This is a genomic window from Streptomyces noursei (assembly GCF_001646665.1).
GTDB classification, from domain to species: domain Bacteria; phylum Actinomycetota; class Actinomycetes; order Streptomycetales; family Streptomycetaceae; genus Streptomyces; species Streptomyces lavendulocolor.
In genome coordinates this window covers 1-23,361 of the sequence record NZ_LWBU01000062.1, presented here as the reverse complement: position 1 = coordinate 23,361, position 23,361 = coordinate 1, and the positions used below count along the sequence as shown (strand labels likewise).

Annotated in this window: 21 protein-coding genes; 6 read left to right on the top strand and 15 right to left on the bottom strand. The window is 74.5% G+C overall.

What is annotated here, in order from left to right:
• Positions 1-23 precede the first annotated feature (23 nt).
• Positions 24-1,475 carry a PLP-dependent aminotransferase family protein gene (locus A4V12_RS05930; RefSeq protein WP_064068153.1) on the bottom strand — a complete coding sequence of 484 codons (1,452 nt, stop codon included), beginning with the start codon at positions 1,473-1,475 and terminating at the stop codon, positions 24-26.
• Between the two features lie 47 nt (positions 1,476-1,522).
• Between A4V12_RS05930 and A4V12_RS05925 the strand changes: the two genes are divergently transcribed.
• Both A4V12_RS05925 and A4V12_RS05920 read left to right on the top strand, forming a co-directional pair.
• Positions 1,523-2,080, top strand: coding sequence for a carboxymuconolactone decarboxylase family protein (locus tag A4V12_RS05925; protein ID WP_064068152.1), 558 nt, complete (start codon positions 1,523-1,525; stop codon positions 2,078-2,080).
• A complete protein-coding gene (locus A4V12_RS05920) occupies positions 2,077-2,805 on the top strand; it encodes an isocitrate lyase/PEP mutase family protein (protein ID WP_064068151.1) in 729 nt (242 codons plus the stop codon). Before A4V12_RS05925 ends, A4V12_RS05920 begins: the two co-directional genes overlap by 4 nt.
• On the opposite strand, the gene A4V12_RS05915 is transcribed toward A4V12_RS05920, so the two are convergent.
• Entirely contained in the window at positions 2,784-3,848 is a 1,065-nt protein-coding gene (locus A4V12_RS05915; RefSeq protein WP_064068150.1) for a GNAT family N-acetyltransferase, read from the bottom strand. The genes A4V12_RS05920 and A4V12_RS05915 overlap by 22 nt on opposite strands.
• 159 nt (positions 3,849-4,007) lie before the next feature.
• Between A4V12_RS05915 and A4V12_RS05910 the strand changes: the two genes are divergently transcribed.
• Together A4V12_RS05910 and A4V12_RS05905 are read left to right on the top strand one after the other, a co-directional pair.
• On the top strand, positions 4,008-4,514 hold the full coding sequence (locus A4V12_RS05910) for a DinB family protein (protein WP_064068149.1): 507 nt from the start codon (positions 4,008-4,010) through the stop codon (positions 4,512-4,514).
• 196 nt (positions 4,515-4,710) lie between these two features.
• On the top strand, positions 4,711-7,647 hold the full coding sequence (locus tag A4V12_RS05905; RefSeq protein ID WP_234372085.1) for a SpoIIE family protein phosphatase: 2,937 nt from the start codon (positions 4,711-4,713) through the stop codon (positions 7,645-7,647).
• A gap of 10 nt (positions 7,648-7,657) precedes the next feature.
• Here the strand turns inward: A4V12_RS05905 and A4V12_RS05900 are convergent, their stop codons facing one another.
• Complete coding sequence (locus A4V12_RS05900) at positions 7,658-8,140, bottom strand: LIC_13387 family protein (protein WP_064068147.1); 483 nt, start codon at positions 8,138-8,140, stop codon at positions 7,658-7,660.
• Positions 8,130-8,729 carry a DUF2867 domain-containing protein gene (locus tag A4V12_RS05895; protein WP_064068146.1) on the bottom strand — a complete coding sequence of 200 codons (600 nt, stop codon included), beginning with the start codon at positions 8,727-8,729 and terminating at the stop codon, positions 8,130-8,132. Before A4V12_RS05895 ends, A4V12_RS05900 begins: the two co-directional genes overlap by 11 nt.
• A 95-nt stretch (positions 8,730-8,824) precedes the next feature.
• Here A4V12_RS05895 and A4V12_RS05890 point away from each other — a divergent pair, with 95 nt between their 5' ends.
• Positions 8,825-9,385, top strand: a complete 561-nt coding sequence (locus tag A4V12_RS05890) for a TetR/AcrR family transcriptional regulator (RefSeq protein ID WP_064068145.1) — start codon at positions 8,825-8,827, stop codon at positions 9,383-9,385.
• A 205-nt stretch (positions 9,386-9,590) separates the two neighbouring features.
• Here the strand turns inward: A4V12_RS05890 and A4V12_RS05885 are convergent, their stop codons facing one another.
• From A4V12_RS05885 to A4V12_RS05855, 7 genes are all read right to left on the bottom strand, one after another.
• On the bottom strand, positions 9,591-10,550 hold the full coding sequence (locus tag A4V12_RS05885; RefSeq protein ID WP_064068144.1) for an ABC transporter substrate-binding protein: 960 nt from the start codon (positions 10,548-10,550) through the stop codon (positions 9,591-9,593).
• A gap of 1 nt (position 10,551) precedes the next feature.
• Positions 10,552-12,453, bottom strand: a complete 1,902-nt coding sequence (locus A4V12_RS05880) for an ABC transporter permease (protein ID WP_064068143.1) — start codon at positions 12,451-12,453, stop codon at positions 10,552-10,554.
• A complete protein-coding gene (locus A4V12_RS05875) occupies positions 12,450-13,628 on the bottom strand; it encodes a quaternary amine ABC transporter ATP-binding protein (protein WP_079136833.1) in 1,179 nt (392 codons plus the stop codon). Before A4V12_RS05875 ends, A4V12_RS05880 begins: the two co-directional genes overlap by 4 nt.
• Positions 13,628-15,154: a GMC family oxidoreductase gene (locus A4V12_RS05870; protein ID WP_064068142.1), complete on the bottom strand. Its 1,527-nt coding sequence runs from the start codon at positions 15,152-15,154 to the stop codon at positions 13,628-13,630. The genes A4V12_RS05875 and A4V12_RS05870 overlap by 1 nt, the downstream gene beginning before the upstream one ends.
• A gap of 16 nt (positions 15,155-15,170) precedes the next feature.
• Complete coding sequence (locus A4V12_RS05865) at positions 15,171-16,667, bottom strand: aldehyde dehydrogenase family protein (RefSeq protein ID WP_064068141.1); 1,497 nt, start codon at positions 16,665-16,667, stop codon at positions 15,171-15,173.
• A gap of 133 nt (positions 16,668-16,800) precedes the next feature.
• Complete coding sequence (locus tag A4V12_RS05860; RefSeq protein WP_064068140.1) at positions 16,801-17,334, bottom strand: hypothetical protein; 534 nt, start codon at positions 17,332-17,334, stop codon at positions 16,801-16,803.
• Positions 17,331-17,585 carry a helix-turn-helix transcriptional regulator gene (locus A4V12_RS05855; RefSeq protein ID WP_064068139.1) on the bottom strand — a complete coding sequence of 85 codons (255 nt, stop codon included), beginning with the start codon at positions 17,583-17,585 and terminating at the stop codon, positions 17,331-17,333. Before A4V12_RS05855 ends, A4V12_RS05860 begins: the two co-directional genes overlap by 4 nt.
• Before the next feature lie 106 nt (positions 17,586-17,691).
• Between A4V12_RS05855 and A4V12_RS05850 the strand changes: the two genes are divergently transcribed.
• Positions 17,692-18,861 carry an acyltransferase family protein gene (locus tag A4V12_RS05850; protein WP_064068138.1) on the top strand — a complete coding sequence of 390 codons (1,170 nt, stop codon included), beginning with the start codon at positions 17,692-17,694 and terminating at the stop codon, positions 18,859-18,861.
• 64 nt (positions 18,862-18,925) lie between these two features.
• On the opposite strand, the gene A4V12_RS05845 is transcribed toward A4V12_RS05850, so the two are convergent.
• The 4 genes from A4V12_RS05845 to A4V12_RS05830 all read right to left on the bottom strand — a co-directional run.
• Positions 18,926-19,915 (bottom strand): malate dehydrogenase, encoded by a 990-nt coding sequence (locus A4V12_RS05845; RefSeq protein WP_064068137.1) that lies wholly within the window; start codon positions 19,913-19,915, stop codon positions 18,926-18,928.
• Between the two features lie 152 nt (positions 19,916-20,067).
• Complete coding sequence (locus tag A4V12_RS05840; RefSeq protein ID WP_064068136.1) at positions 20,068-21,132, bottom strand: XRE family transcriptional regulator; 1,065 nt, start codon at positions 21,130-21,132, stop codon at positions 20,068-20,070.
• Between the two features lie 392 nt (positions 21,133-21,524).
• Positions 21,525-22,760, bottom strand: coding sequence for an NADP-dependent isocitrate dehydrogenase (locus A4V12_RS05835; RefSeq protein ID WP_064068135.1), 1,236 nt, complete (start codon positions 22,758-22,760; stop codon positions 21,525-21,527).
• A gap of 107 nt (positions 22,761-22,867) precedes the next feature.
• On the bottom strand, positions 22,868-23,361 hold a 494-nt coding region (locus tag A4V12_RS05830), incomplete at its 5' end, for a DUF3017 domain-containing protein (RefSeq protein WP_159028820.1).

The following is a 23,361-nucleotide window of genomic DNA, read 5'->3' as shown; positions in this document are numbered from 1 at the left end:
GGGTCGTGGGGGGCGGGGCGCCGTCAGGGCAGGGCGCGGCAGAGCGCGTCCAGGGCGCCGGACCAGGCGCTGTCCGTCGGGGTGGCGTAGCCGACGACCAGCGCGTCGCGGCCGGGCGGCACGGCCGGGTGGCGGAAGCGGTCGAGGCCCTGAACCGCGAGACCCTGCCAGGACGCCGCCTGGACGACGGAGCGTTCCGTGCCGGGCGGCAGTTCCAGCACGGCGTGCAGGCCGGCCGCGATGCCGCTCACACGGATGCCGGGCGCCCGTTCGGCGAGCGCGGCCACCAGCTGGTCGCGCCGCCGGCGGTAGCGCAGCCGCATGCCGCGCACGTGCCGGTCGTACGCGCCGGAGCGGATGAACTCCGCGAGCGTCAGCTGGTCCAGGGCGCTCGACACCCACTCGGCGTGCCCCTTCGCCGCCAGCACGTCCCCCACCAGGTCCTCGGGCAGCACCATCCACCCCAGGCGCAGGCCGGGCGTCAGGGACTTGCTCGCCGTCCCGAGGTAGACCACGCGCTCGGGGTCCAGGCCCTGGAGGGCGCCGACCGGCTGGCGGTCGTAGCGGAACTCGCCGTCGTAGTCGTCCTCCAGGATCACCGCGCCCGTCCGGCGCGCCCAGTCGACGGCGGCGGCGCGCCGGTCGGGCGGCAGCGCCCCGCCGAGCGGGAACTGGTGCGCGGCCGTGATGAGCAGCGCTCCCTGCCGGTCCAGCCCGCCGGTGCGCGTGCCGCGTTCGTCGCAGGGCAGCGGGGGCGTGCCGAGGCCGGCCCCGGCGAGCAGGTCCCAGTGGACGTCGAGCCCGTACGACTCCACGGCGACCTCCCGCACCTTCCGGTCGCGCAGCACCTGGGCCATCAGCCGCAGCCCGTGGACGAAGCCGGAGCAGATCACGATGCGGTCGGGGTCCGCGTGCACTCCGCGGGCCCGCGCCAGGTAGTCGGCGAGCGCGGTGCGCAGCTCGACGCGGCCGTGCGGCTCGCCGTAGCCGAGCGCCTCGTGCGGGGCGGAGGCGAGCGCGCGGCGGGCCGCCTTGAGCCACTCGCCGCGCGGGAAGGACCCGAGGTCCGGGGTGCCGGGGTGCAGGGTGTGCGTCGCGGACCGGCGCACCGGCGGGCGTACCGGCGGGCGCCTCGGCGGCACCGGTTCGGCGCGCGCGGCGCCCCCGCGGGCCGGGGCGCGGTGTACCGCCGCGGGGCCGGACCGGGGGGCGGCGCGCCGGGCCACCCGGGTGCCGGACCCCTGCCGGGCGGTGAGCCAGCCCTCGGCGACGAGTTCGGCGTACGCGTCGGCGACCGTGTTGCGGGCGATGCCCAGGTCGGCGGCGAGCGACCGGGACGACGGCAGCCGTGTCCCGGGCGCCAGCCGACCGGTCCGCACGGCCTCCCGCAGCGCTTCCATCAGGCCGGACCGCAGCCCCGGGCCCCGTAGCTCCAGGTGCAGGTCGGCGCCGAAAGTGGCCCAGGAATCCGTCATGGAAGTGGACCATACCCGTGCGCCACCCTGCCCGTACGGTCGTTGTCATGACGACAGAGACGAAGACGAGCGGCACGCACGCGGCGACGACGGGCACCACCGGGACGGACGCGACCGGGTACGCGGCCGAGCACACCCCCCGCCTCGCCTGGACCGAGCACGCGCCCGAGGTGTTCAAGGCCATGGTCCGGCTGGACGCCGCCGCCCGGCAGGGCCTCGACCCGGTGCTGCTCGAACTGGTCAAGATCCGCGCGTCGCAGCTCAACCACTGCGCGTACTGCCTGGACATGCACACCAAGGACGCGCTGGCGGCCGGCGAGTCGGTCGAGCGGATCATCCAGCTGAGCGCCTGGGAGGAGTCGCGCCACTTCTACACCCCGAAGGAGCTCGCCGCGATCGAACTGACCGAGGCCGTGACCGTCCTGACGGACGGATTCGTGCCCGACGAGGTGTGGGAGAAGGCGGCGAAGGAGTTCGACGAGCGCGAACTGGCCCAGCTGATCTCCGCGATCACCGTCATCAACGCCTGGAACCGGTTCGCCGTCACCAGCCGCCTGGTGCCGGGCCACTACACGCCCGGACAGTTCGGCGGCACCGCCAAGTGACCGACGCCGTCGGGGTGCTGCGCGCCCTGCACCACGGCCGCGGCGCCGGGCGGGGCCCCCTGGTCCTGCCCGGCCCGTGGGACGCGGCGAGCGCCCGCGCCTTCGAGGAGGCGGGCTTCCCGGCCCTCGCCACACCGTCCGCGGCGGTGGCGGCGTCGCTGGGGTACGAGGACGGGGCGACGCCCGCGGCCGAGATGTTCGCGGCCGTCGCCCGGATCACCCGGTCGGTTTCCGTGCCGGTGTCGGCGGACGTGGAGGGCGGTTACGGCCTCGCGGCCGAGGAGCTGGTCGGCCGGGTCCTGGACGCCGGCGCGGTCGGGATGAACCTGGAGGACTCCGAGGACGGCGTGCTGCTGGACCCGCGGGCGCACGCCGAACGGCTGGCCGGGGTACGGGCGGCCGCGGGCGGCGCGCTGTTCGTCAACGCCCGGGTGGACAGCTTCCTGCGGGGCGTCGCCGACCCGGAGGAGGCGATCGCCCGAGCGCGGCTGTACGTCGAAGCGGGCGCGGACTGCGTGTACCCCATCGGCGTCCCGCCGGAGCACCTGCCGCTGCTGCGCTCCCGGATCGAGGGGCCCCTCAACGTGGCGTACCTGCCCGGCGGTCCGTCGGTCCGGGAGCTGGGGCGGCTGGGTGCCACCCGCGTCACGTTCGGCCCGGGGCTGATGCACCGGGCGATGGCAGCCGTGCGGGACATCGCCGGTCAGGTGCGGCGCAGCTCGTAGACGGTGCCCGCCTCGCCGTCGGCGGCCCTGCTGAAGCCGGCGCGGGCGACGACCCGGTGCGAGGGCGTGTTGCCGTGGTCGACGACGGCGCGCAGCACGGCGGTCCCCGGCCGGGCGAACGCCCAGCCGGCGAGGGCGCGCAGGGCCTCGGTGGCGTAGCCGTTCCCGCGCGCGCCCTCCACCAGGTCGTAGCCGATCTCGACGCCGCCGTCCGCGTCGGGCGCGGCGTGGAAGCCGATGGCCCCCACCGCGCGGCGGTCGGCGGCGCGGACGATGGCGTACGGGCCCCATCCGGGCCGGTGCGTCCCCTCCTCGCGGGCCCTGTCCACCAGCCCTCCGGCGATCCGGGTGCCCTCGGGCGGGCCGCCGTCCGCCCAGGTGAAGCCGCCGCTGCCGCCGGCGCGCAGGTCGGCCCCGAGGTTCGGGGACAGTTCGCACAGCAGGAGGCGTCCGGTCCGGACCGGGTCGTTGTACCAGCGCCAGGCCGTGGGCCGCGGCACGCCGTCCAGGTCGGTGCGGCCGGTGGCCCACAGCAGGGTCGTCCAGGGGTCGCCGGTGGGCGGCACGTGCGGGAAGAGGCGGTCCAGGACGCGGGCGCACAGCTCGCCGGGCGCCCGCCACCCGGATCCGCCGAGGCCGCCGAGGATGTCGTGGGTGTGCACCAGCGCCTCGACGACGCCCATCGCCGCGAAGCCGTCCGCCCCGGCGCTGCCGCACGGGTGCCAGGCACGCACCTCCTCGGGGGTGGTGCGGACGGCGGCTGCCAGGATCCCGCCGGTCGCCTCGACGACGCGGACCAGCCCGGCGGCGTCGGTCCCGGGCTCCGCGACGACGTCGAAGGGTACGTAGCCGTCGGTGGCGCGGCCGGTCAACTGGGCGGCGTAGCCGGTGAAGTCGCCCGCCAGGTGGACGGCCGTCCGGTGGCAGCTCCACTCCAGCCCGGCCGCCGGTGCCGACCAGTCCCGGTCCGTCACGCCCCGCAGCGCGCGGGCGGTCACCGCGACCGCTTCCTCGACGTCCCCTGCCCCCACCATGGTCACCATGGCCCCGACTCTAGGCGGCGGCGTCCCGCCGGTCGGGCCGGATCGGCGAACGGCGCCCGGGCGGGCCGAAATCCGCTGTTCCGCGGGCCGGTGATGATCCATCCTGGGAGCCCCGGACGGCCGGTGCGCGCCGGTCACGCCCAGACGGAGGGAGCCCCCGTGGCCACCGAACGCCCGCAACCGCCCCTGGTCGGCGAGGAACGCGTGATGCTGCGCGCCTTCCTCGACCACCACCGCGCCACCCTCGCCATGAAGTGCGAGGGCCTGTCCGACGAGGACCTGCGGCGCCGTTCCATGCCGCCGTCGACGCTCTCCCTGCTGGGTCTGGTCCGGCACATGGCGGAGGTGGAACGCGGCTGGTTCCGCCGGACCATCGCCGGCGAGGACGTCCCGCTGGTCTGGTCGCCGGACGAGGACTACCAGGCGGCCTACGACCCGACCGGCTCGACGCGGTCGGAGGCGTTCACCGCCTGGGAGGCGGAGGTCGCGCACTCCCGCCGGATCGAGGCGTCGGCCGCGTCACTGGACGTGACCGGCCACAACGCCCGCTGGGACGTGGACGTGTCGCTGCGCCACGTCATGCTGCACCTGATCCACGAGTACGCGCGCCACAACGGCCACGCCGACCTGCTCCGCGAGGGCGTCGACGGCACCGTCGGCGCGTGACGCCGGGCCCTGCGTCGGCACCGGCGCGGTGACCGGGGTCCCGGGGCGGGGGCGCGTGGCCGGGCGCGTGGCCGGGGGGCGCATGGTGTCGGGCGCGTGGCCGGGCGGCGCGTGGCAGGAGGCGTCACGGAGCGGGTCGCGGGGTGCCGCGGCTCCCGGCAGCACACGGTGGCTTTTGCCCGATTATCCTGGTTTTGTGGAAGATCGCGGTGAGCAGAGGCCGCCCGACGGCGGGGTACGCCCGGAGATCCTCGCCTCCTGGCAGCGCTCGCAGTCGCTCGGGATCGACACCGAGGCCGCCAGCCTCCCGGTCGAGAGCGACCTCGATCCGGACACCCGGCTCGTCCGGGCGGCCGCGCCGGTACTGGAGGACCTGTGCCGGCGCTTCTCCGCCCTGCCCGTCACCGTGACGCTGGCCGACTCGCGGGCGAACATCGTGGACCGGCGCGGCGATCCGTTGGGGCTGGAGCTGATGGACGCCGCCTCGCTGGTGCCCGGCGCGAACGTCGACGAGCGGTACATGGGCACCAGCAGCGTCAGCATGGTGCTGAGCACCCGGGCACCCTTCGTGGTGGTCGGCCACGAGCACTTCCTGCACAACCTCAAGGAGCTGACCTGCATGGCCGCGCCGGTGCGCGACCCGGTGGGCGGCACCGTGCAGGGCGCGGTCAACCTCTCCGTACCCAGGCACCTGGCCGATCCGGGCATGGCGCTGGCCCTCCAGGACGCCACCGAGCGGATCGCGGAACGCCTGCTGGACCTGAGCACCGCCCGGGAGCGCAACCTGATGAGCTCCTTCCTGCGGGCCCGGCGGCGCGGCGAGCACGCCGAGCTGCACCTCGGCACGGGCGAGCTGGCCCCCCTCGGCTCGGCCGCGGCGCCCCGGCTGGACCCGCAGGAACGGCTGGCGCTGCTGGAGAGCGCCATCGAGCTGATCTCGTCGCCCGCGCCACCGGCCGACGGGCCGGCGTTCGCCGAGGTCACGCTCGCGGGCGGGCGGGTCGCCACGCTGCGCCGCCGCGAGCTGCGCCACGGTGACGCGGAGGGCGCGGCCGTCGAGGTCAGCTTCGCCGCCGGCGGCGCCGCCGCCCCGGCCCCTCGGAGTACGGGTGCCACCGCGACCGCCCCGGACGGCCGCGACGTCCCGCTGCTGGGCGCCGAACCGCCGCTTCTGCCCCCCGGCGGAGGGGGAGGCGGAGGCGGGAGCGCGGACCGGGACCCGGCGGGGGCGGGCACCGGCGCCGGAGCCGGCGGCGGGAGCGGGGCCGGAGGCGGAAGTGGGGCCGGAGGCGGCGGTGGGGCCGACGGTGCCGGGGGCGGGGACGACGGCGGCGACGGGGCCGACGCGTGGCTGCTGCTGGTGGGCGAGCCGGGGGTCGGCCGTCTGGCCGCCGAGGCGCGCGGGCGGCTGTCGCTGCTGAACGAGGCGGGCGCCCGCCTCGGCACCACCCTCGACATGCGGCGCACCGCCGCCGAACTGGCGGAGATCGCCGTACCCCGGCTCGCCGACCTCGTCGTGGTCGACCTGATGGAGGACGCGCTCACGGGCGAGGAGCTCCCGGCCGGGCGGCCCGGCCCCGGCGCCGTGCTGCGCCGCGTGGCGGTCTGGGCGGGCGAGGACTCGCGCGACGTGCGGGCGGGCGGTGTGGACGAGCCGGTGGCCTACCCGTCCGGTACACCGCAAGCCAAGTGCCTGGCCGACGGGCGGGCGGTCACGGACACGGTGATGACCGCCGCGCTGACCGGCCCCCCGCCCGGGGCCGAGCACCCGGTGGACCTGCTCGGCGAGGGCGTGCACTCCTACCTGGCGGCCCCGCTGCGCGCGCGGGGCGGCGTCCTGGGCCTCGCCGGGTTCTACCGCCGGGGCAGGACCAGGCCGTACGAGCAGGACGACCTGACCCTCGCCGGGGAGCTGGCCGCCCGTACCGCGATCAGCCTCGACAACGCCCGCCGCTACAGCCGCGAGCAGCGGGCCTCGCTCACCCTCCAGCGCAGCCTGCTGCCGCGCGACCTGCCCCGGCTGACCGCCGTCGACCTGGCGTCCCGCTACCTGCCCGCCGACGCCCGGACGGGGGTGGGCGGCGACTGGTTCGACGCGATCCCGCTGTCCGGGCTGCGGGTGGCCCTGGTGGTCGGCGACGTGGCCGGGCAGGGCCTCCAGGCGGCGGCCACCATGGGCCGGCTGCGGACGGCGGTGCACACCCTGGCCGCCCTGGACCTGCCGCCCGAGGAGGTGCTGAGCCACCTGGACGACCTGGTCAGCCGGGGCCCCTCCGACGAGGAGGACCCGGCCACGGCGGCGACCTGCCTGTACGCGGTGTACGACCCGGTGTCCTGCCGCTGCACGTTCGCCGGCGCCGGTCACCCGCCGCCCGCGCTCCTGCCGCCGGACGGTCCCCCGCGGCTGCTCGACCTGCCGACCGGGCCGCCGCTGGGGCTCGGCGGGGTGCAGCCGTACGAGTCCGCGGGGGTCGACCTGCCGGAGGGCAGCCTGCTGGCCCTCTACACGGACGGGCTGCTCAAGGAGAGCCGCGGCATCGGCCACACCGACGCCCGCACCGCCGAGCTGCTCACGGCGCTCACCGGGGCGGAACCGTCCCTGGAGCGGATCTGCGACCGGGTGACGGGCGCGCTGCTGCCGCACGGCCCGCGCGACGACGTGGCGCTGCTGCTGGCCCGCGTGCACGCGCTGCCCGCCGACCGGGTGGTGGCCTGGGAGCTGCCCTCCGACCCGTCGGTGGTGTCCCACGCGCGGGAGCTGGCGCACCGGCAGCTCGCCGAGTGGGGCCTGTCGGAGCTGGACTTCAGCACCGGCCTGGTGGTCAGCGAACTGGTGACCAACGCCGTGCGGTACGGCGGCCGGGGCCCGGTGTGCCTGCGGATGCTGCGCAATGGCTCGCTGATCTGCGAGGTCTCCGACCGCAGCAACACCTCGCCGCGCATCCGCCGGGCGGCCACGACCGAGGAGGGCGGGCGCGGACTGTTCCTGGTGGCGCAGTTCACCAGGAGCTGGGGCGCCCGCTTCATGCCCCAGGGCAAGACGGTCTGGGCCGAGCAGGTCCCCCGCGCCGGCCGGTCCGCCCCCGAGCCGGACGAGCAGACGCTGCTCGCCATGTTCGACGACCCGGGGTGACCCGCCCGGGTCACCCCGCCGGCGGCGGGGCCGGGGGCGAGGGCCGCGCGGTGGCCAGCGCCCGGCCGAACGCGGCGGCGGCGACCGCGAACAGCACGATGGGCGGGGCCGGCAGCAGGAGCACCGACAGGCCGAGGACCACCAGCGAGGCGGCCAGCGCGAGGCCGCTCAGCGACCGCGACCGGGTGGCGAGGGCGGGGGCGGAGCGCGCCACGAGCAGGCACACCGCCCCGCCGAAGACCAGGGCCGCGGCCATGACCAGCGACATGCCGAGGTCGATGTCGTGCAGGCTGCGGCGGACGCCGGGCACCTCGACCGTGTACGCCCGCATCGCGGCGGTGGCGCGGGCCCGCGCGGGGTCCTCGGGCCGCAGCCCCATGACCGCCGCGAGGGTCAGGTGGCCGGTGCCGGTGAGGATCCAGGCCCAGGCGCCGGTACGGAAGGCGGTCGTCGGCGTGCGCGCCGGGGGCGCGGCCCCCGTCTCAGTTCGCACCGGTGCGCACCCGCCATTCGCGTCCGATCATGCGGAGCAGCGCCGGGTACACACCCAGGTACCGGAACGGCTTGATGGCCGCCATGTAGGCGGCGCCGAGCAGCCCGTTGGGCTTGACGAGGACGGCCATCCGGCCGTGGTGACCGCCGTCCGCGTCCCGTACCCAGCCGATGTGCATCACCGTGTGCACGGTGGCGTTGGCCATCTCGGCCGCCCACTCGTCGTGCGTCCGGAACACCGAGGTGAACGGGGCGGCGCGCAGGTCGGGCCCCCGGGGGCCGTCGCGGAGGTCGGCGGGGAGCCGCTCGCGCAGGCTGGGCACCCGGGCGCCGACGCCGGAGCCGGGGTCGTCCCAGCCGAGCAGCGCGCCCAGCTTCCAGCGGATCGCGAACAGCGCGCGCGGCACGGGCGACGAGACGGGTGCCCCCTCGCCGCCGCCGTCGCCCTCGGCGAACTGGCGCACCAGCAGGTCGAGGTCGTCGGGGCCGCCGGGGGTGGGCAGGTCCCACACGTCCTCGACCTTGAAGTCCCCGGCGATCTCGTGGATCCGCCAGGGGTGGGAGGTGTGCGCGGCGCTGGGGAGTCTCATGAGCGTGCCCCGATCTATACGATGACGTATAGATCAAGGTAGACCCATCTATACGGCACTGTATAGATGGGGTGGGGCGTGAGAGGAGACACACCATGGCCGTCGCCCGCACTCCGCGCGGCAAGTGGATCGAGGAAGGGCTGCGGGCGCTCGCCGCCGGCGGTCCCGACGCCGTGCGGATCGAGCCGCTGGCGCAGGCGCTCGGCGTCAGCAAGGGCGGCTTCTACGGGTACTTCGCCAACCGGGACGCGCTCCTCACCGAGATGCTGGACACCTGGGAGCGCCAGGTCACCGAGGCGGTGATCGAGCACGTCGACGAGGGCGGCGGGGACGGCAGGGAGAAGCTGGAGCGGCTGTTCACGCTGGTCGCGGAGTCGGGGGGAACGGCGGTACGGAGCCCGGAGATCGACCTCGCGATCCGCGACTGGGCCCGGCGCGACGAGGCCGTCGCACAGCGGCTGCGCCGGGTCGACAACCGGCGCATGGACTACCTGCGTTCGCTGTTCGCGTCGTTCTGCGCGGACCCCGACGACGTCGAGGTCCGCTGCATGGTCACGTTCTCGGTCCGGATCGGCGCGCACGTCGTCGCCGCCGACCACGCGGGCCGCAGCCGCGCGGAGGTCATGGCACTGACCAAGCAGTGGCTCCTGCGCTGACCCCCGAAAGCCCCGCACCCCCGGAGCCCTGACACAGCGGCACGCGGCGGCACGCGGTGGCTCCGGAGGCGCGGGCGGTCGGCCGGGGCGGCAGCGGCGCACCGCCCGGGGAGCCGTGACGCACCGCCGGGAGGGGCGGGGTGGGCCGGGCGGTGCGGCGGCGCGACGCTCCCGGGCCGGGACGGGGCCCGCCCCTACGGGCGGCCTAGGGCAGCCACTTCCGCCATGTCGCCTCGTTGGCCTCGACCCACTTCTCGGCCGCCGCCTCCGGCGTGAGCTTCTGCTCGGCGATCATCAGCGCCACGTCGTTCTGCGCCTCGGTCGTCCAGCGGAAGTTCTTCAGGAAGGCCGCCGCCTTCCCGCCCTTCTTGGCGAAGTCCGCGTTCAGGAACTTCTGGAGCGGGGTGTGCGGGTAGGCGCAGGCGACCTTCTCCGGGTCGGCGTCGCAACCCTCCTTGTACGGGGGCAGCTTCACCTCCGTCATCGGCACCTTCTCGAACAGCCACTGCGGCTTGTACCAGTACGTCAGGAAGGGCTTCTTCTCCTTGGCGAACTGCTTGATCTGGGTGATCTGCGCCGCCTCGGAACCGGCGAACACGACCTTGTAGTCCAGGTCGAGGTTCTTCACCAGCGCCTTGTCGTTGGTGATGTACGACGGCGAGCCGTCCAGCAGCTGGCCCTTGCCGCCGCTCTCGGCGGTGCGCAGCTGGTCGGCGTACTTGTCGAGGTTCTTCCAGTCGGTGACGTCCGGGTGCTTCTCGGCGAAGTACGTCGGGACGAACCAGCCGATGTGGCCGGTCACGCCCAGGTTCCCGCCGCGCGCGATCGTCTTCTTCTCGGTGATGTACCGCTGTTCCTGCTCCGGGTGGCCCCAGTCCTCCAGGAGGGCGTCCACCCGGCCCTGGCTGAGGGCGTCCCAGGCGGGGATCTCGTCGACCTGGACGGTGTCGACGCGGTAGCCCAGCTCGTGCTCCAGCAGGTACTTCGCGACGGCGACGTTGGCCTGCGCGCCCACCCAGGACTGGACGGACAGCGTGACCGTCCGCGCGCCCTCGGCGGCGGCGTAGGGGGACGCCTGCTTGGTCATGTCGGCCGCACCGCAGCCGGTGAGGGCCGTCAGCAGGGCGAGGGCGCCGGCGGCGCCGGCTGTCGTACGCGTACGCATGTCAGGCCTCCTTTCCGGTCGGCTGGGTGACCCGGTCGAGCATCAGGCCCAGGCAGACGATCGCGGCGCCCGCGACCAGGCCGGTAGCCAGGTCGCCCTGGGCGAGGCCGAAGACCACGTCGTAGCCGAGGGCTCCACCGCCCACCAGGCCGCCGATGATGACGACGGCGAGGACCAGCACGACCGCCTGGTTCACGGCGAGCAGCAGGGCCGGCCGGGCGAGCGGGAACTGCACCTGGCGCAGCTGCTGCCAGCCGGTGGCGCCCAGCGAGCGCGCCGACTCCAGGGCGACCGGGTCCACGCCCCGCAGTCCCTGGGTGGTGATGCGGACGACCGCGGGCAGGGCGTACACCACGGCCGCGGCGACCGCCGGGGCGCGGCCGACGCCGAACAGCGCGACCACCGGGATCAGGTACACGAACTGCGGCATCGTCTGGAACACGTCCAGGACCGGCCGCAGCAGCCGCTCCAGGCGCGAGCTGCGCGCGGCGCCCACCGCGATGCCGAAGCCGAGCACCAGGGTGACGGCCACGGCGGCGAGCACCTGGGAGAGGGTGTCGAGGGACGCGTCCCACACGCCCAGGACGCCGATGGCCGCCATGGCGGAGACCGCCGTCAGCGCCGTGCGCCAGGTGCCGACGTGCAGCGCCAGCGCGCCGACGACCACCAGCAGCGCCCACCAGGGCAGGGCCTGCAGGCCGTCCCGTACGGGGTCGAGGACCCAGCCGGTGAAGTGCGCGGCCCAGTCGGCGGTGCCGCCCACGACGGGGACGCCCGAGTAGAGGTGGGCGGTCATCCAGTCGACGGCCCGGTTGACGGGCTCGGCGATGTCGACGTGCCACGCCTCGGGCCAGGTGAGCGCACCGGTCAGGCGGCCGGCGACGGCGAGCGCCAGCACGGCGGCGGCGCAGGCGGCCCACGTGCGGCCGGGGGTGCCGTGCGACCGCGCGCCCGTGGCCGTGCGGTCGAGCACCACGGCCAGCAGCACGATCGGGATGCCGGCCGCGAGGGCGGCGCCCACGTCCACGGAGGCGAGCGCCTGGTAGACGCGGTCGCCGAGGCCGCCGGCGCCGATCACGGACGCGATGACCGCCATGGACAGCGCCATCATGATCGACTGGTTGACGCCGAGCAGGAGTTCCCTGCGGGCCAGCGGGATGCGGGCGGTCAGCAGCCGCTGCCGGCCGGTGGCGCCGAGGGAGGCCGAGGCCTCCAGGACGCCGGGGTCGGCGGCGCGCAGGCCCAGCGCGGTGAGGCGGGCCATCGGCGGGGCGGCGTAGACGACGGTCGCGAGGACCGCGGCCGGGACGCCGATGCCGAAGATCAGGACGACGGGCAGCAGGTACGCGAAGGCCGGCAGCACCTGCATCGTGTCGAGGACGGGCCGCAGGGCCCGGTACGTCCGGTCGGAGAGCCCGGCGGCCAGGCCGAGCACGGCGCCGAGGGCGACGGACGCGGCGACCGCGACGACCATGAGCGCGAGCGTCTGCATGGTCGGCACCCACATGCCGAGCAGCCCGCACACGGCGAACGAGGCGACGGCGGTGGCGGCGAGGCGCGGCCCCGCCAGGCGCCAGGCGACGAGCCCGGCGGCCGCGGTGACGCCGGCCCAGCCGGCGGCGAGCAGCACCAGGTAGACGCCGCGCACGGACAGCACGACGGCGTTGCTGACGTGCCCGAGGAAGTACAGGAACAGCGGGTGGCTGTCGCGGTTGTCGACGATCCAGTCGCTGGCGGAGCCGAGCGGCCCGGACAGGTCGACCTGGAGCGAGGCGGGCCAGCTGCCCCGGCCCGCGAGGAGCAGGCCGAGCGGGAGGAGGACGAGCGCGGCGGCCAGCGGCCAGTAGCGGCGCGCGGCGGCCGGCAGGCGGGGCCGGACGGGAGCGGTGACGGCTGTGGTCATGCCGCCGCCTTCCCGAGGGGGACGCCCGCGACGACCGACAGCAGGCCCTCGTGGTCGACGACGCCCACGCAGCGGCCCGCGTCGACGACCCGGACGGGCCCGCCGGTGCGGGCGACCGCCTCGATGGCCTCGGACACGGTGGCGCCGGGCGCGACGGCCGGGCCGGAGTCGGCCTCGCCGGCGCACGGCGGGCGCATGGCCGAGCGCACGGTGATCACCTGCTCGCGCGGCACGTCGCGGACGAAGTCGCGTACGTAGTCGTCGGCGGGCGAGCCGACGATCTCCTCGGGCGTGCCGAGCTGCACGATCCGCCCGTCGCGCATCAGGGCGATGCGGTCCCCGAGGCGCAGGGCCTCGCTGAGGTCGTGGGTGATGAAGACCATCGTGCAGCCCTCCTCGCGGTGGAGCCGGACGACCTCCTCCTGCATGTCGCGCCGGATGAGCGGGTCGAGGGCGCTGAACGGCTCGTCGAACAGGAGCACTTCGGGATCGACGGCGAGGGCGCGGGCGAGGCCGACGCGCTGCTGCTGGCCGCCGGAGAGCTGGCTGGGCCTGCGGTCCTCCATGCCCTCCAGGCCCACCTTGGTGACGATCTCGGCGGCCTTGGCGCGCCGTTCGGCGCGGCCCATGCCCTGGATCTCCAGCCCGTAGGCGACGTTGTCGAGGACCGTGCGGTGCGGCAGCAGGCCGAAGTGCTGGAAGACCATGGCGGCACGGTGGCGGCGCAGTTCGCGCAGCCGGGACTTGTCCATGGCCAGGATGTCCTCGCCGTCGATGGCGACGGTGCCGGAGGTCGGTTCGATGAGCCGGGTGAGGCAGCGTACGAGGGTCGACTTGCCGGAGCCGGACAGGCCCATGACGACGAAGACCTCGCCCTTGCGGACGTCGAAGGAGACGTCGCGGACGGCGGCGGTGCAGCCGGTGCGCTCGCGCAGTTCGGCGGCGGGCAGTTCGGCGAGTTCGGAGCCGGGTACGCGGTCGGCCTTGGGGCCGAACACCTTCCACAGGCCCTCGACGGAGAAGACCGGACGGGGGGTGCCGGGGCCGGTGCCGTCGGGGCCGGCGGCGCCGGAACCCGCGGCGGCCGTGGTGCCGGCGGCCGTGGTGCCGGTGGCCGGGCCGTCGTCGGCCGGACCGCCGTTGGTCGCGTCCTTGGTGACCGGGGTCGTACTCATCACGCACCGCCTCCCAGCAGTTCCGCGGCTTTCTCGCCGACCATCAGCACCCCGATCATCGGGTTGACGGCGGGCATGGTCGGGAAGACGGACGCGTCGGCGATCCGGATGCCGTCGAGTCCGCGGATCCTCAGGTCGGGCCCCACGACGGCCAGTTCGTCGTCGGCGGCGCCCATGCGGCAGGTGCCGGCGGGGTGGTAGACGGTGTGGGCGGCCCTGCGGGCGTACTCGCTCAGCTCCTCGTCGCCCGTCACCTCGGGGCCGGGGCACACCTCGCGCTTGAGCCAGCCGGCGAGCGGCTCGGCCTTGGCGATCTCGCGGGCGATGCGGATGCCGTCGACGAGCGTGCGCCCGTCGTAGTCGTCCTCGTCGGTGAAGTACCGGAAGTCCAGCGCGGGCTTGACCTCGGGATCGGCGCTGGTGAGGTACAGGCGGCCGCGGCTGCGCGGCTTGGGGATGTTCGGCGTCATCGACACGCCGTGGGCGGGGCGTTCGTAGCCCAGCCGCTCCGGGTTGTCGGTGAAGGGGATCTGGTAGAAGTGGAACATCAGGTCCGGGCCCCGCTCCTCGGGGTCGCGGCGCACGAAGAGACCGGCGTCGCTGTCCATGGCGGAGTTCTCGGGGATGGGCCCGTGCGTCTCCCAGACGATGACGGACTCGGGGTGGTCGAGCAGGTTCTCGCCGACGCCCGGCAGGTCGTGGACGACGGGTATGCCCAGCTCCTCCAGGTCCTCGCGGGGACCGATGCCGGAGTGCAGCAGCAGCCGGGGCGTGTCGACGGCGCCCGCGCAGACGACGACCTCGCGGCGGGCCGTGACCAGCCGCTCCGCGCCGTCCTTCGTCCGGACGTGGACGCCGGTCGCCCGGGTGCCGTCGAACTCCAGCCGGTACGCCCAGGTCTCCAGCATCAGGTGCAGGTTGGGGCGCTCGCCCATGATCGGGTGGAGGTAGGCGACCGAGGCCGAGGAGCGCTTGTTGTTCTCCGGGTGGTACGCGAGGTCGAAGAACCCGACGCCCTCGTGGAAGGGCTTGGCGTTGAACCCCTCGACGCGCGGCACGCCCAGCGCCGCCTGTGCGGCGTCGACGAAGTCGCGGGCGATGGCGTTCCGGTCCTTCTCGTCGACGGAGACGATGTTGTTGAGGAGCTTGTCGAAGAACGGGTCCATGGAGGCGGCGTTCCAGCCCTCGGCCCCGGCCTCCTCCCACTCGTCCCAGTCGGACGGCAGCGGCTTGAAGGAGATGAGCGTGTTGTGCGAGGAGCAGCCGCCGAGGACGCGGGCGCGGCTGTGCCGGATGTGGGAGTTGCCGCGCGGCTGTTCGGTGGTGGGGTAGTCGTAGTCGAGGTCGCCGCCGAGCAGGCCCATCCACCGGCGGAGGGTGAGGACGTCGGGGCGGTCGACGTCGGAGGGGCCGCCCTCGATGACGGCGACGGTGACGCCGGGGTCCGCGGTGAGGCGGTGGGCGATCACGCTGCCGGCGGTGCCGCCGCCGACGATCACGTAGTCGTACACGGTGTTCTCGGTCATGGTGTGCTTCCCCTGCTCAGCCCGCGAACCAGCGCACGGGGCGCGGGGCCAGGTTCTGGTAGACGTGCTTGCTCTCGCGGTACTCGGCGAGCCCGGCGGGGCCCAGTTCGCGGCCGATGCCGCTCTTGCCGAAGCCGCCCCACTCCGCCTGCGGCAGGTAGGGGTGGAAGTCGTTGATCCAGACGGTGCCGTGGCGCAGCCGTCCGGCGACGCGCCGGGCGCGGCCGGCGTCGGCGGACCAGACGCCGCCCGCCAGGCCGTACTCGGTGTCGTTGGCGAGGGCGACGGCCTCGTCCTCGGTGCGGAAGGTCTCGACGGTGAGGACCGGGCCGAAGACCTCCTCGCGCACCACGCGCATGCCGCGGTGGCAGTGGTCGAGGACGGTGGGGCGGTAGAAGTAGCCCTCGCCGTAGGCGGGTCCGGTGGGGCGTTCGCCGCCGGCGCGCAGGACGGCGCCCTCGGCGAGCGCGGAGGCGACGTACTCCTCGGTGCGGGCGAGCTGCTGCGCGGAGACGAGGGGGCCGCACTCGACGCCCTTGTCGGTGCCGCGGCCGAGGCGGATCTTCTCGGCGCGGCGGGCCAGTTCGGCGACGAAGCGCTCGCGCAGCGACTCCTCGACGATGAGGCGGGAGCCGGCCGAGCAGACCTGGCCGCTGTGGATGAAGGCGGCGTTGAGCGCCTGGTCGACGGCGGTGTCGAAGCCCTCGTCGGTGGCGCAGGCGTCGGCGAAGACGACGTTGGGGTTCTTGCCGCCCAGTTCGAGGGCGACCTTCTTGACGCTGTCGGCGGCGGCGCGCATCACCTTCGTACCGCTGACGAGTCCGCCGGTGAACGACACCAGGTCGACGCCGGGGTGCTCGGACATGCGGGCGCCGACGGGGTCGCCGGGGCCGGTGACCAGGTTGGCGACGCCGTCGGGGAGTCCCGCCTCGGCGAGGAGCCGGACGAGGGCGACGGTGGTGAGCGGGGTGATCTCGCTGGGCTTGATCACGAAGGTGTTGCCCGCGGCGAGGGCCGGGGCGATCTTCCAACTGGCCTGGAGCAGCGGGTAGTTCCAGGGGGTGATCAGCGCGCAGACCCCGACGGGTTCGTGGACGACGACGCTGTGGACGTCGGGCGACCCGGCGTCGACGACGCGGCCGCCGCTCTCGTTCATGACGAGGTCGGCGAAGTAGCGGAACGCGTCGGTGACGCAGTCGACGTCGACGCGCCCCTCTTCGAGGGTCTTTCCGGCGTCGCGGCTCTCCAGCAGGCCGAGGGACTCGCGGTCGCGCTGGAGCAGGTCGGCGACGCGGCGCAGCAGCGCGGCCCGCTCGGCGACGGGGGTGCGTGGCCAGGCTCCGTGGTCGAACGCGGTCCGCGCGGCGGCGATCGCGGCGTCGGTGTCCTCGGCCCCGCCCTCGGCGACGACCGCGAGGGTCGTGGCGTCGGCGGGGTCGAGGATCTCGCGGGTGGCGCCGGTGGCGGCTGCTCGCCACTCCCCGCCCACGTGGATGGTCTGTTGGTCCGACACGTCGCGCTTGCCTTCCGTTCCCGATACTCGTCACCGACGGTGGTCGGCGACCCGGGTCCCTGCCCTCGGGAACGGAAAGCATGCGCGAAAGTGGGTTTGCTCACTCCTGGCCGGGGTAGCCGGGGCGTCGCGCTCAGTGGCCGTGCGGCGCCTCGTCCACCTCGTCGGGGGCGTCGTCCTGCACCCGCAGGCAGGCCACCCACGAGGGCAGCAACCAGTGCGTGACCAGCAGCGCGAACAGTGCCGGGAACAGCAGCGCGCCGTCGAACCGGACGCCGCCGAGCCAGGTGGCGAGCCCGACTCCGGCCGCCCCGGCGAAGAGAAGTCCCAGGGTGATCCGGTGGGCGATCGCCCGGACCCGATCGCGCTCCACGAGCTGACGCTCGTCCAGCATGTGGCCGCGCAACTGGAGCAGCCCCCGCGTGGCGCCGTTGAGGACGCCCATCGCCACCGACCAGGGCGCGACGAGGGCGAGGATCGCGACCGCGTACCAGACGGAGACGCCGTGGACGGCCCCGAGCCAGCACCCCACCGTCGCCGCGGTCAGCGCGATGTGCGCGCCGACGGCCGTGCGCCGCCGCGCGGCGGTGGCGTACATCGCGGCCCCGGCGTCCCGGTTCATGATCATGTACATGCGCCGGTCGTTGCGCGTCGCTGCGGTGGTCACTGTTTCCTCCCGTTGTCCCCGTAGATCTCCGTGGTGAGCGGCTGGAACGGCTCCAGCGAGAACAGCGCCTCCACCGGCAGCCCGAAGTAGCGGGCCGCCTTCAGAGCCAGGTCGAGGCTCGGGTTGTACTGCCCCCGCTCGATGTAGCCGATCGTCTGGTAGTGGACGCCGAGGGCGTCGGCGAGTGCCTGGCGCGACACCTTCCGCTCCGCCCGGACCACGGCCAGCCTGTTGTGTACCTGCTCGCTCATGTATAAGAAGTACTACATCTCATAGCATCTTCGCAATGATCCGAATGGATGACCGGTTCCGGCGTCGCTCCCCGCCCCCGGCCCCGGGGCGACCTAGGGTGCGTCCATGCGCAGCAGCGACGACCGCGTCTACCTCGCCCCCGTCGACCACCTGCGCGCCGTCGCCGCCGTGCTCGTCGTGCTGTACCACGGGTGCCAACTGCTGAGCGCGCGCATCGAGGGACGGCGCTTCGTCCCCGCGACCGACTGGCTCTACTCGTCGAACCCGGCCGCCACGCTGGTCTTCGAGGGGCACACGGGCGTGGCGCTGTTCATGGTCCTGTCCGGCTTCATCTTCACCGTCGGCGCGTACGGCAAGCCCGTCCGCTACGGCCGCTTCCTCACCAACCGGCTGCTGCGCATCTACCCGCTCTACCTGGTCGTGGCCCTGCTGGGGCTGGCCACCCAGGTGTCCCTGCCCACGTTCCAGGACCTGCTGCGGATCCTGACGTTCGCGACACCGACGCAGCCGTACGGGGGCGTCTTCTGGACGCTGTGCGTGGAGATGCAGTTCTACCTGGTGTTCCCGCTGCTGTGCCGGGTCCTCGCCGAGCGCGGGCCGGGCGCCCTGCTGCGGCTGCTGGCGGCGGTGGCCGTGCTGCGGGCGCTGGTGTGGCTGAGCAGCCCGGCGCCCGCACCGCACACGGCGTCGCTCTACCTGGGCCTGGCGGGGCGGATCGACCAGTTCCTGCTGGGGATGCTCGCCGCCTGGGTGTACGCGCACCACCGCGACCGGCTGCGGGCCCGGTGGCTCACGCCCCTCGCCCCGGCGGCGGCGGTGGCGCTGCTGTGGTCGTTCAACCAGGTCCACGGGTTCGTCTCGGACAGCCCGCTGAAGCTGCTGTGGAGCGGCGCGGAGGGCGCGGTGTGGGCGCTGGTGGTCGCGGTGTACGTCGCGAACCGCCCGGCCGGGGGCGGCGGGTGGCCGTCGCGGGCCGCGGCCGGGCTCGGCGAGGTGAGCTTCTCGGTCTACCTGACGCACTTCATGGTGCTGACACTGATCGGCGAGCACATGGCCGGCGGCGCGTACGGGTGGCTCCCGGGCGCCCTCCCACCGGTGTGGGCCGCCTTCCTGGTCACCCTGCTGGTGGCCCTGCCGCTGACGGTCGCCGTGTCGTTCGTGACGTACCACGCCATCGAGCTGCCGTTCCTCCGGCTGCGCCGCCCGTACCTCGGCCCCGCCGCCGTGGCGGAAACACCGCGCCCCCGGCAGCGCGAGGGCCACCGGGGGCGGTGAGTCGTTCCGTCGGGCGCGCGGCCCGGCGGAGGGCCGCGCCGGACACCGTCCGGCGCGGGGTGGTTCAGATCAGGCCGAGACCGCGGACCGCGTCGCGCTCCTCCGCCAGCTCCGCGACCGACGCGTCGATGCGGGCGCGGGAGAACTCGTTGATGTCCAGGCCCTGGACGATCTCGTACTTGCCGTCCTTGCAGGTGACGGGGAAGGAGGAGATGAGGCCCTCGGGGACGCCGTAGGAGCCGTCCGACGGGATGCCCATGGAGGTCCAGTCGCCCTCGGCGGTGCCGTTGACCCAGGTGTGGACGTGGTCGATCGCGGCGTTCGCGGCGGAGGCGGCGGACGAGGCGCCACGGGCCTCGATGATCGCGGCACCGCGCTTGGCGACGGTCGGGATGAACGTGTCGGCCAGCCACGCCTGGTCGTTCACGACCTCGGCGGCGTTCTTGCCGGCGATCTCCGCGTGGAAGATGTCCGGGTACTGGGTGGCGGAGTGGTTGCCCCAGATGGTCAGGCGCTTGATGTCGGAGACGGCGGCGCCGGTCTTCGTGGCCAGCTGCGAGATCGCGCGGTTGTGGTCCAGGCGGGTCATCGCGGTGAAGCGCTCGGCCGGTACGTCCGGGGCGGCGGCCTGCGCGATGAGCGCGTTGGTGTTGGCCGGGTTGCCGACGACGAGGACCTTGATGTCGTCCGCGGCGTTGTCGTTGATGGCCTTGCCCTGCGGCTTGAAGATGCCGCCGTTGGCCTCCAGCAGGTCGCCGCGCTCCATGCCCTTGGTACGCGGGCGGGCGCCCACCAGCAGGGCGACGTTGGCGCCGTCGAAGGCGACGTTCGCGTCGTCGGTGATCTCGATGCCGCGCAGCAGCGGGAAGGCGCAGTCGTCGAGCTCCATGGCGGTGCCCTCGGCGGCCTTGAGGCCCTGCGGGATCTCCAGGAGGCGCAGCTTGACCGGCACGTCGGCGCCGAGCAGGTGGCCGGAGGCGATGCGGAAGAGCAGCGCGTAACCGATCTGGCCGGCCGCGCCGGTCACGGTGACATTCACGGGAGTGCGGGTCATGGCGATCTCCGTAAGACAGCTGGCGGTGGGGGTCCCTGCCCCTGGTGCTGGACATCCCCTGTGATCGATCGGTGTCTCGACGTGAAGAGATATCCAGCGGTCAGGCTATCCGACCCGGGCCACCGCCAACCCCCGCCCCCTTGTGTCGCGGCTCACTGCTGCTCCGTGCAGCCCTCGGTGCCGTCGGCGAGGGTGGCGCAGGCCTTCGGCTCGGTGCCGTCGGCCGCCGCGACCATCGGCGTGTACGCGTCCTTGTCGATCTTCACGGCGCCGTTCTGGGTCGCGCCGCCCGCGCTGATGGTGACCTTGTCGCCGGCCACCGCCTGCGAGATGCGGGCCCACGCGGCCCCGCACGTCTTGCTGTAGCGGACCTCGACCTTGGTGGTGCCGACGGTCGCGGAGGAGGTGGTGGTGACGTGCTCGCCGCCGCAGCCCATGGCCTCCGGGTCCTTGCCCGTGCAGTCGTCGCCGCCGCACTTGACCCCGGCGGGCAGCGCCTTGGAGGCGCTGGTGCTCGGGGTGGCCGTCGGGGACTGGGCGACGTTCTTCGCCGGGACGTCGTCGCCGCCGAGGCCGCTCAGCAGGACGGCGGCGGCTATGACCAGCACGACGCCGACCACGGCCGCGACGATCATGGTCACCTTCCGCCCGCCCTTGGGGGCGGGGGCGCCCCGGCCCCGCGAGGGCCGGGCGGCGGGGGCGGGCGGCGCCGCGGTGGGCGCGGGCCCCCGGCGGGCGGGCCCGTTGGGGCCGCCGTCGGGCGGTATGACGGACGGGCGTCCGGCGGACGGGCCGGCCGGCCGGCCGGCGGGCCGCTCGGGGCCCGGCGCGGCCTTGACCCGCGACGACCCGTCGGCCCCCGGCCCGGCGTTGCCGCCGAACTCGCCGAGCGCGGCACGGGCCTGGGAGATCCGTATGGCCTCCATCGTCATGTCGTGGCGCATCTCGGCGCGGCTCCAGGCGCGCTCCGCCAGCTCCCACATGGTCGTGAGGTGCACCGGGTTCGTCCCGGTGACCTCGGCCAGCGCGACGATCGCCCCCTTGGGCGCGAGAAGCCGCCCGTTCAGATAACGCTCCCACGACGTCTTGCTGTAACCGGTGCGGTCCGACACCGCGGCGATGCTCAGACCGCTGCGGTCCACCAGCCGGCGCAGCTGACTCGCGAACTCCTTGACCTGCGGATCGAGTTCTTCCGGTAGCGCCTTCCAACGAGGCATTGCTTCCCCCTTGTCCCCCCGTACGTGCCTGATGTGCTCCCCGCGCCGCGTGCCCCCTGACGCCTCCTGGAGGTGCCGGGGTGTCGACCCGGGTGGCCACCGAGAGGGATGCGCGGAGACAGGATGACAGTTCCTGAGGCGGGCGCGCGCGGGCGCATCCGGAACATGGGCGTGCCCCCTTACGCGCCCCTGTCCCGGGTGCCGCCCCAGTTTCGCATCCGTTGCGGGTCGATCACACCATGCCGGAATGGTCACCTCCGTGACACAGGCCCCGGACATGTCTTGATCCGTGTTGGCGGGTGCATGACCCTTATCCGCAGGTCACGGCGCCCGTCCTGCTCGGGGGAGAGGACGGGCGCCGGGGCCCGCGACCGGCCGGCACGTGCCGCGACTCACATCGGGGCGATCCCCTCGGACAGCATCCGCTTCTGCACCGCGGTGTCGAGGACGTCCAGGAACTGCTCCGTGGTCAGCCACGGGTGGTCCGGCGAGATCAGCGCGGCCAGGTCGCGGGTCATCCGCCCGCCCTCGACCGTCTCGACGCAGACCTCCTCCAGCGCCCGCGCGAACCCCGTCACGTCCGGTGTGCCGTCGAGGGCGCCCCGGTGGGCGAGGCCCCGGGTCCAGGCGAAGACCGAGGCGACCGGGTTCGTCGAGGTCGACCGGGACTGCTGGTGCCGGCGGTAGTGGCGGGTGACGGTGCCGTGCGCCGGCCCGGCGAGGAGGGTCCGGCCGTCCGGGGACATCAGCACGGCGGTCATCAGCCCCGGCGAGCCGAAGCCCCGCGCCACCACGTCCGCGTGGACGTCGCCGTCGTGGTTCTTGCACGCCCACACGCAGCCGCCCGGCCGCTTCAGGAGCGCGGCGGCCATGTCGTCGACGGGACGGTGCTCGTACGTCAGGCCCGCGGCGTCGAAGCCGGCCCTGAACTCGGTGTCGAACACCTCCTGGAAGAGGTCCTTGAAGCGGCCGTCGTACTTCTTCAGCACCGCGTTCCTCGTGGACAGCAGGACCGGGTAGCCCCGGGCCAGGCCGTAGCGGAAGGAGGCCCGCGCGAAGTCGCGGATGGACGCGTCGAGGTTGTACATCGACAGCGCGACCCCGGCGCCGGGGAACTCGTACACCTCCAGCTCGACCGGGTCGGAGCCGTCCCGCGGGGTGAACGTCATGGTCAGCGTGCCGGGGCCGGGAACCTTCAGCTCGGTGGCCCGGTTCTGGTCGCCGAAGGTGTGGCGGCCGACGACGATCGGCTCGGTCCAGCCCGGCACGAGCCGGGGCACGTTGCCCATGACGACCGGCTCGTGGAAGGCGACACCGCCGAGGACCTCGCGCAGGGTGTCGTCGGGCGAGCGGTACCTCGCCCTGAGGGCGAACTCCTCGACGCGCGCCTCGTCCGGCGCGATGGTGGGGCACTTGACGCCGGCGCCGTGCTCCCGGACGGCCTCGGCGGCGTCGACGGTCACCCGGTCGCGGGTGGCGTCGCGGTTCTGGATGCCCAGGTCGAAGTAGTCCAGGTCGACGTCGAGGTACGGCAGGACCAGCCGGTCCCGCACGAACCGCCAGACGATGCGGGTCATCTCGTCGCCGTCGAGCTCGACGACGGGCCGGGCAACCTTGATCTTGGACATGGGGCGGTACGTCCCTCTCGCGCGGCGACGACATGTCTCGTCGTCAACGTACTCGCGAGGACGTGCCCGCACCCCGACGCGCGGCGTGGCGCGCCGCCCGGAGCGCCCTAGCGGACCGCGAACCGGACGGCGTCCTCCAGGAACGGGATCTCCAGCCAGGGGGCGGGCTGGGTCATCAGCGACAGCAGCACGATGCCGGTGCCCAGCACGCCGTACGCGGCCATGTCGGTGAAACGGGACCGGACGGCGAGCATCCCCACGGACGGCAGGGCGCGCCGCAGGGCGGCACCGGTGAGCAGCGCGACGCCGATGAGCATCGCGCCGATGCGGGACGCCTGCGGGAACGGGTCGAACCCGACGACCAGCAGACCGAGCGCGGTCACCCCGAGCACGGTGAGCAGCGGCCACTGCCGCGCGGGGGCCGGCGCGTCCCCGGGCGCGGCGCGCCCGCCGCCCTCCGGCCGCGCGGTGTCCCGCGTGACGGTGGGCGGCCGCCGCGACCCGGACCCCGGCCCGCGGGCCCCGGACCGGCCGGGCTCTCCGGTCCGGCCCGGGGACGGAGTGCCGGTGGTGTCGCCGCCCGTGTCGCCCGCGGGGGCGC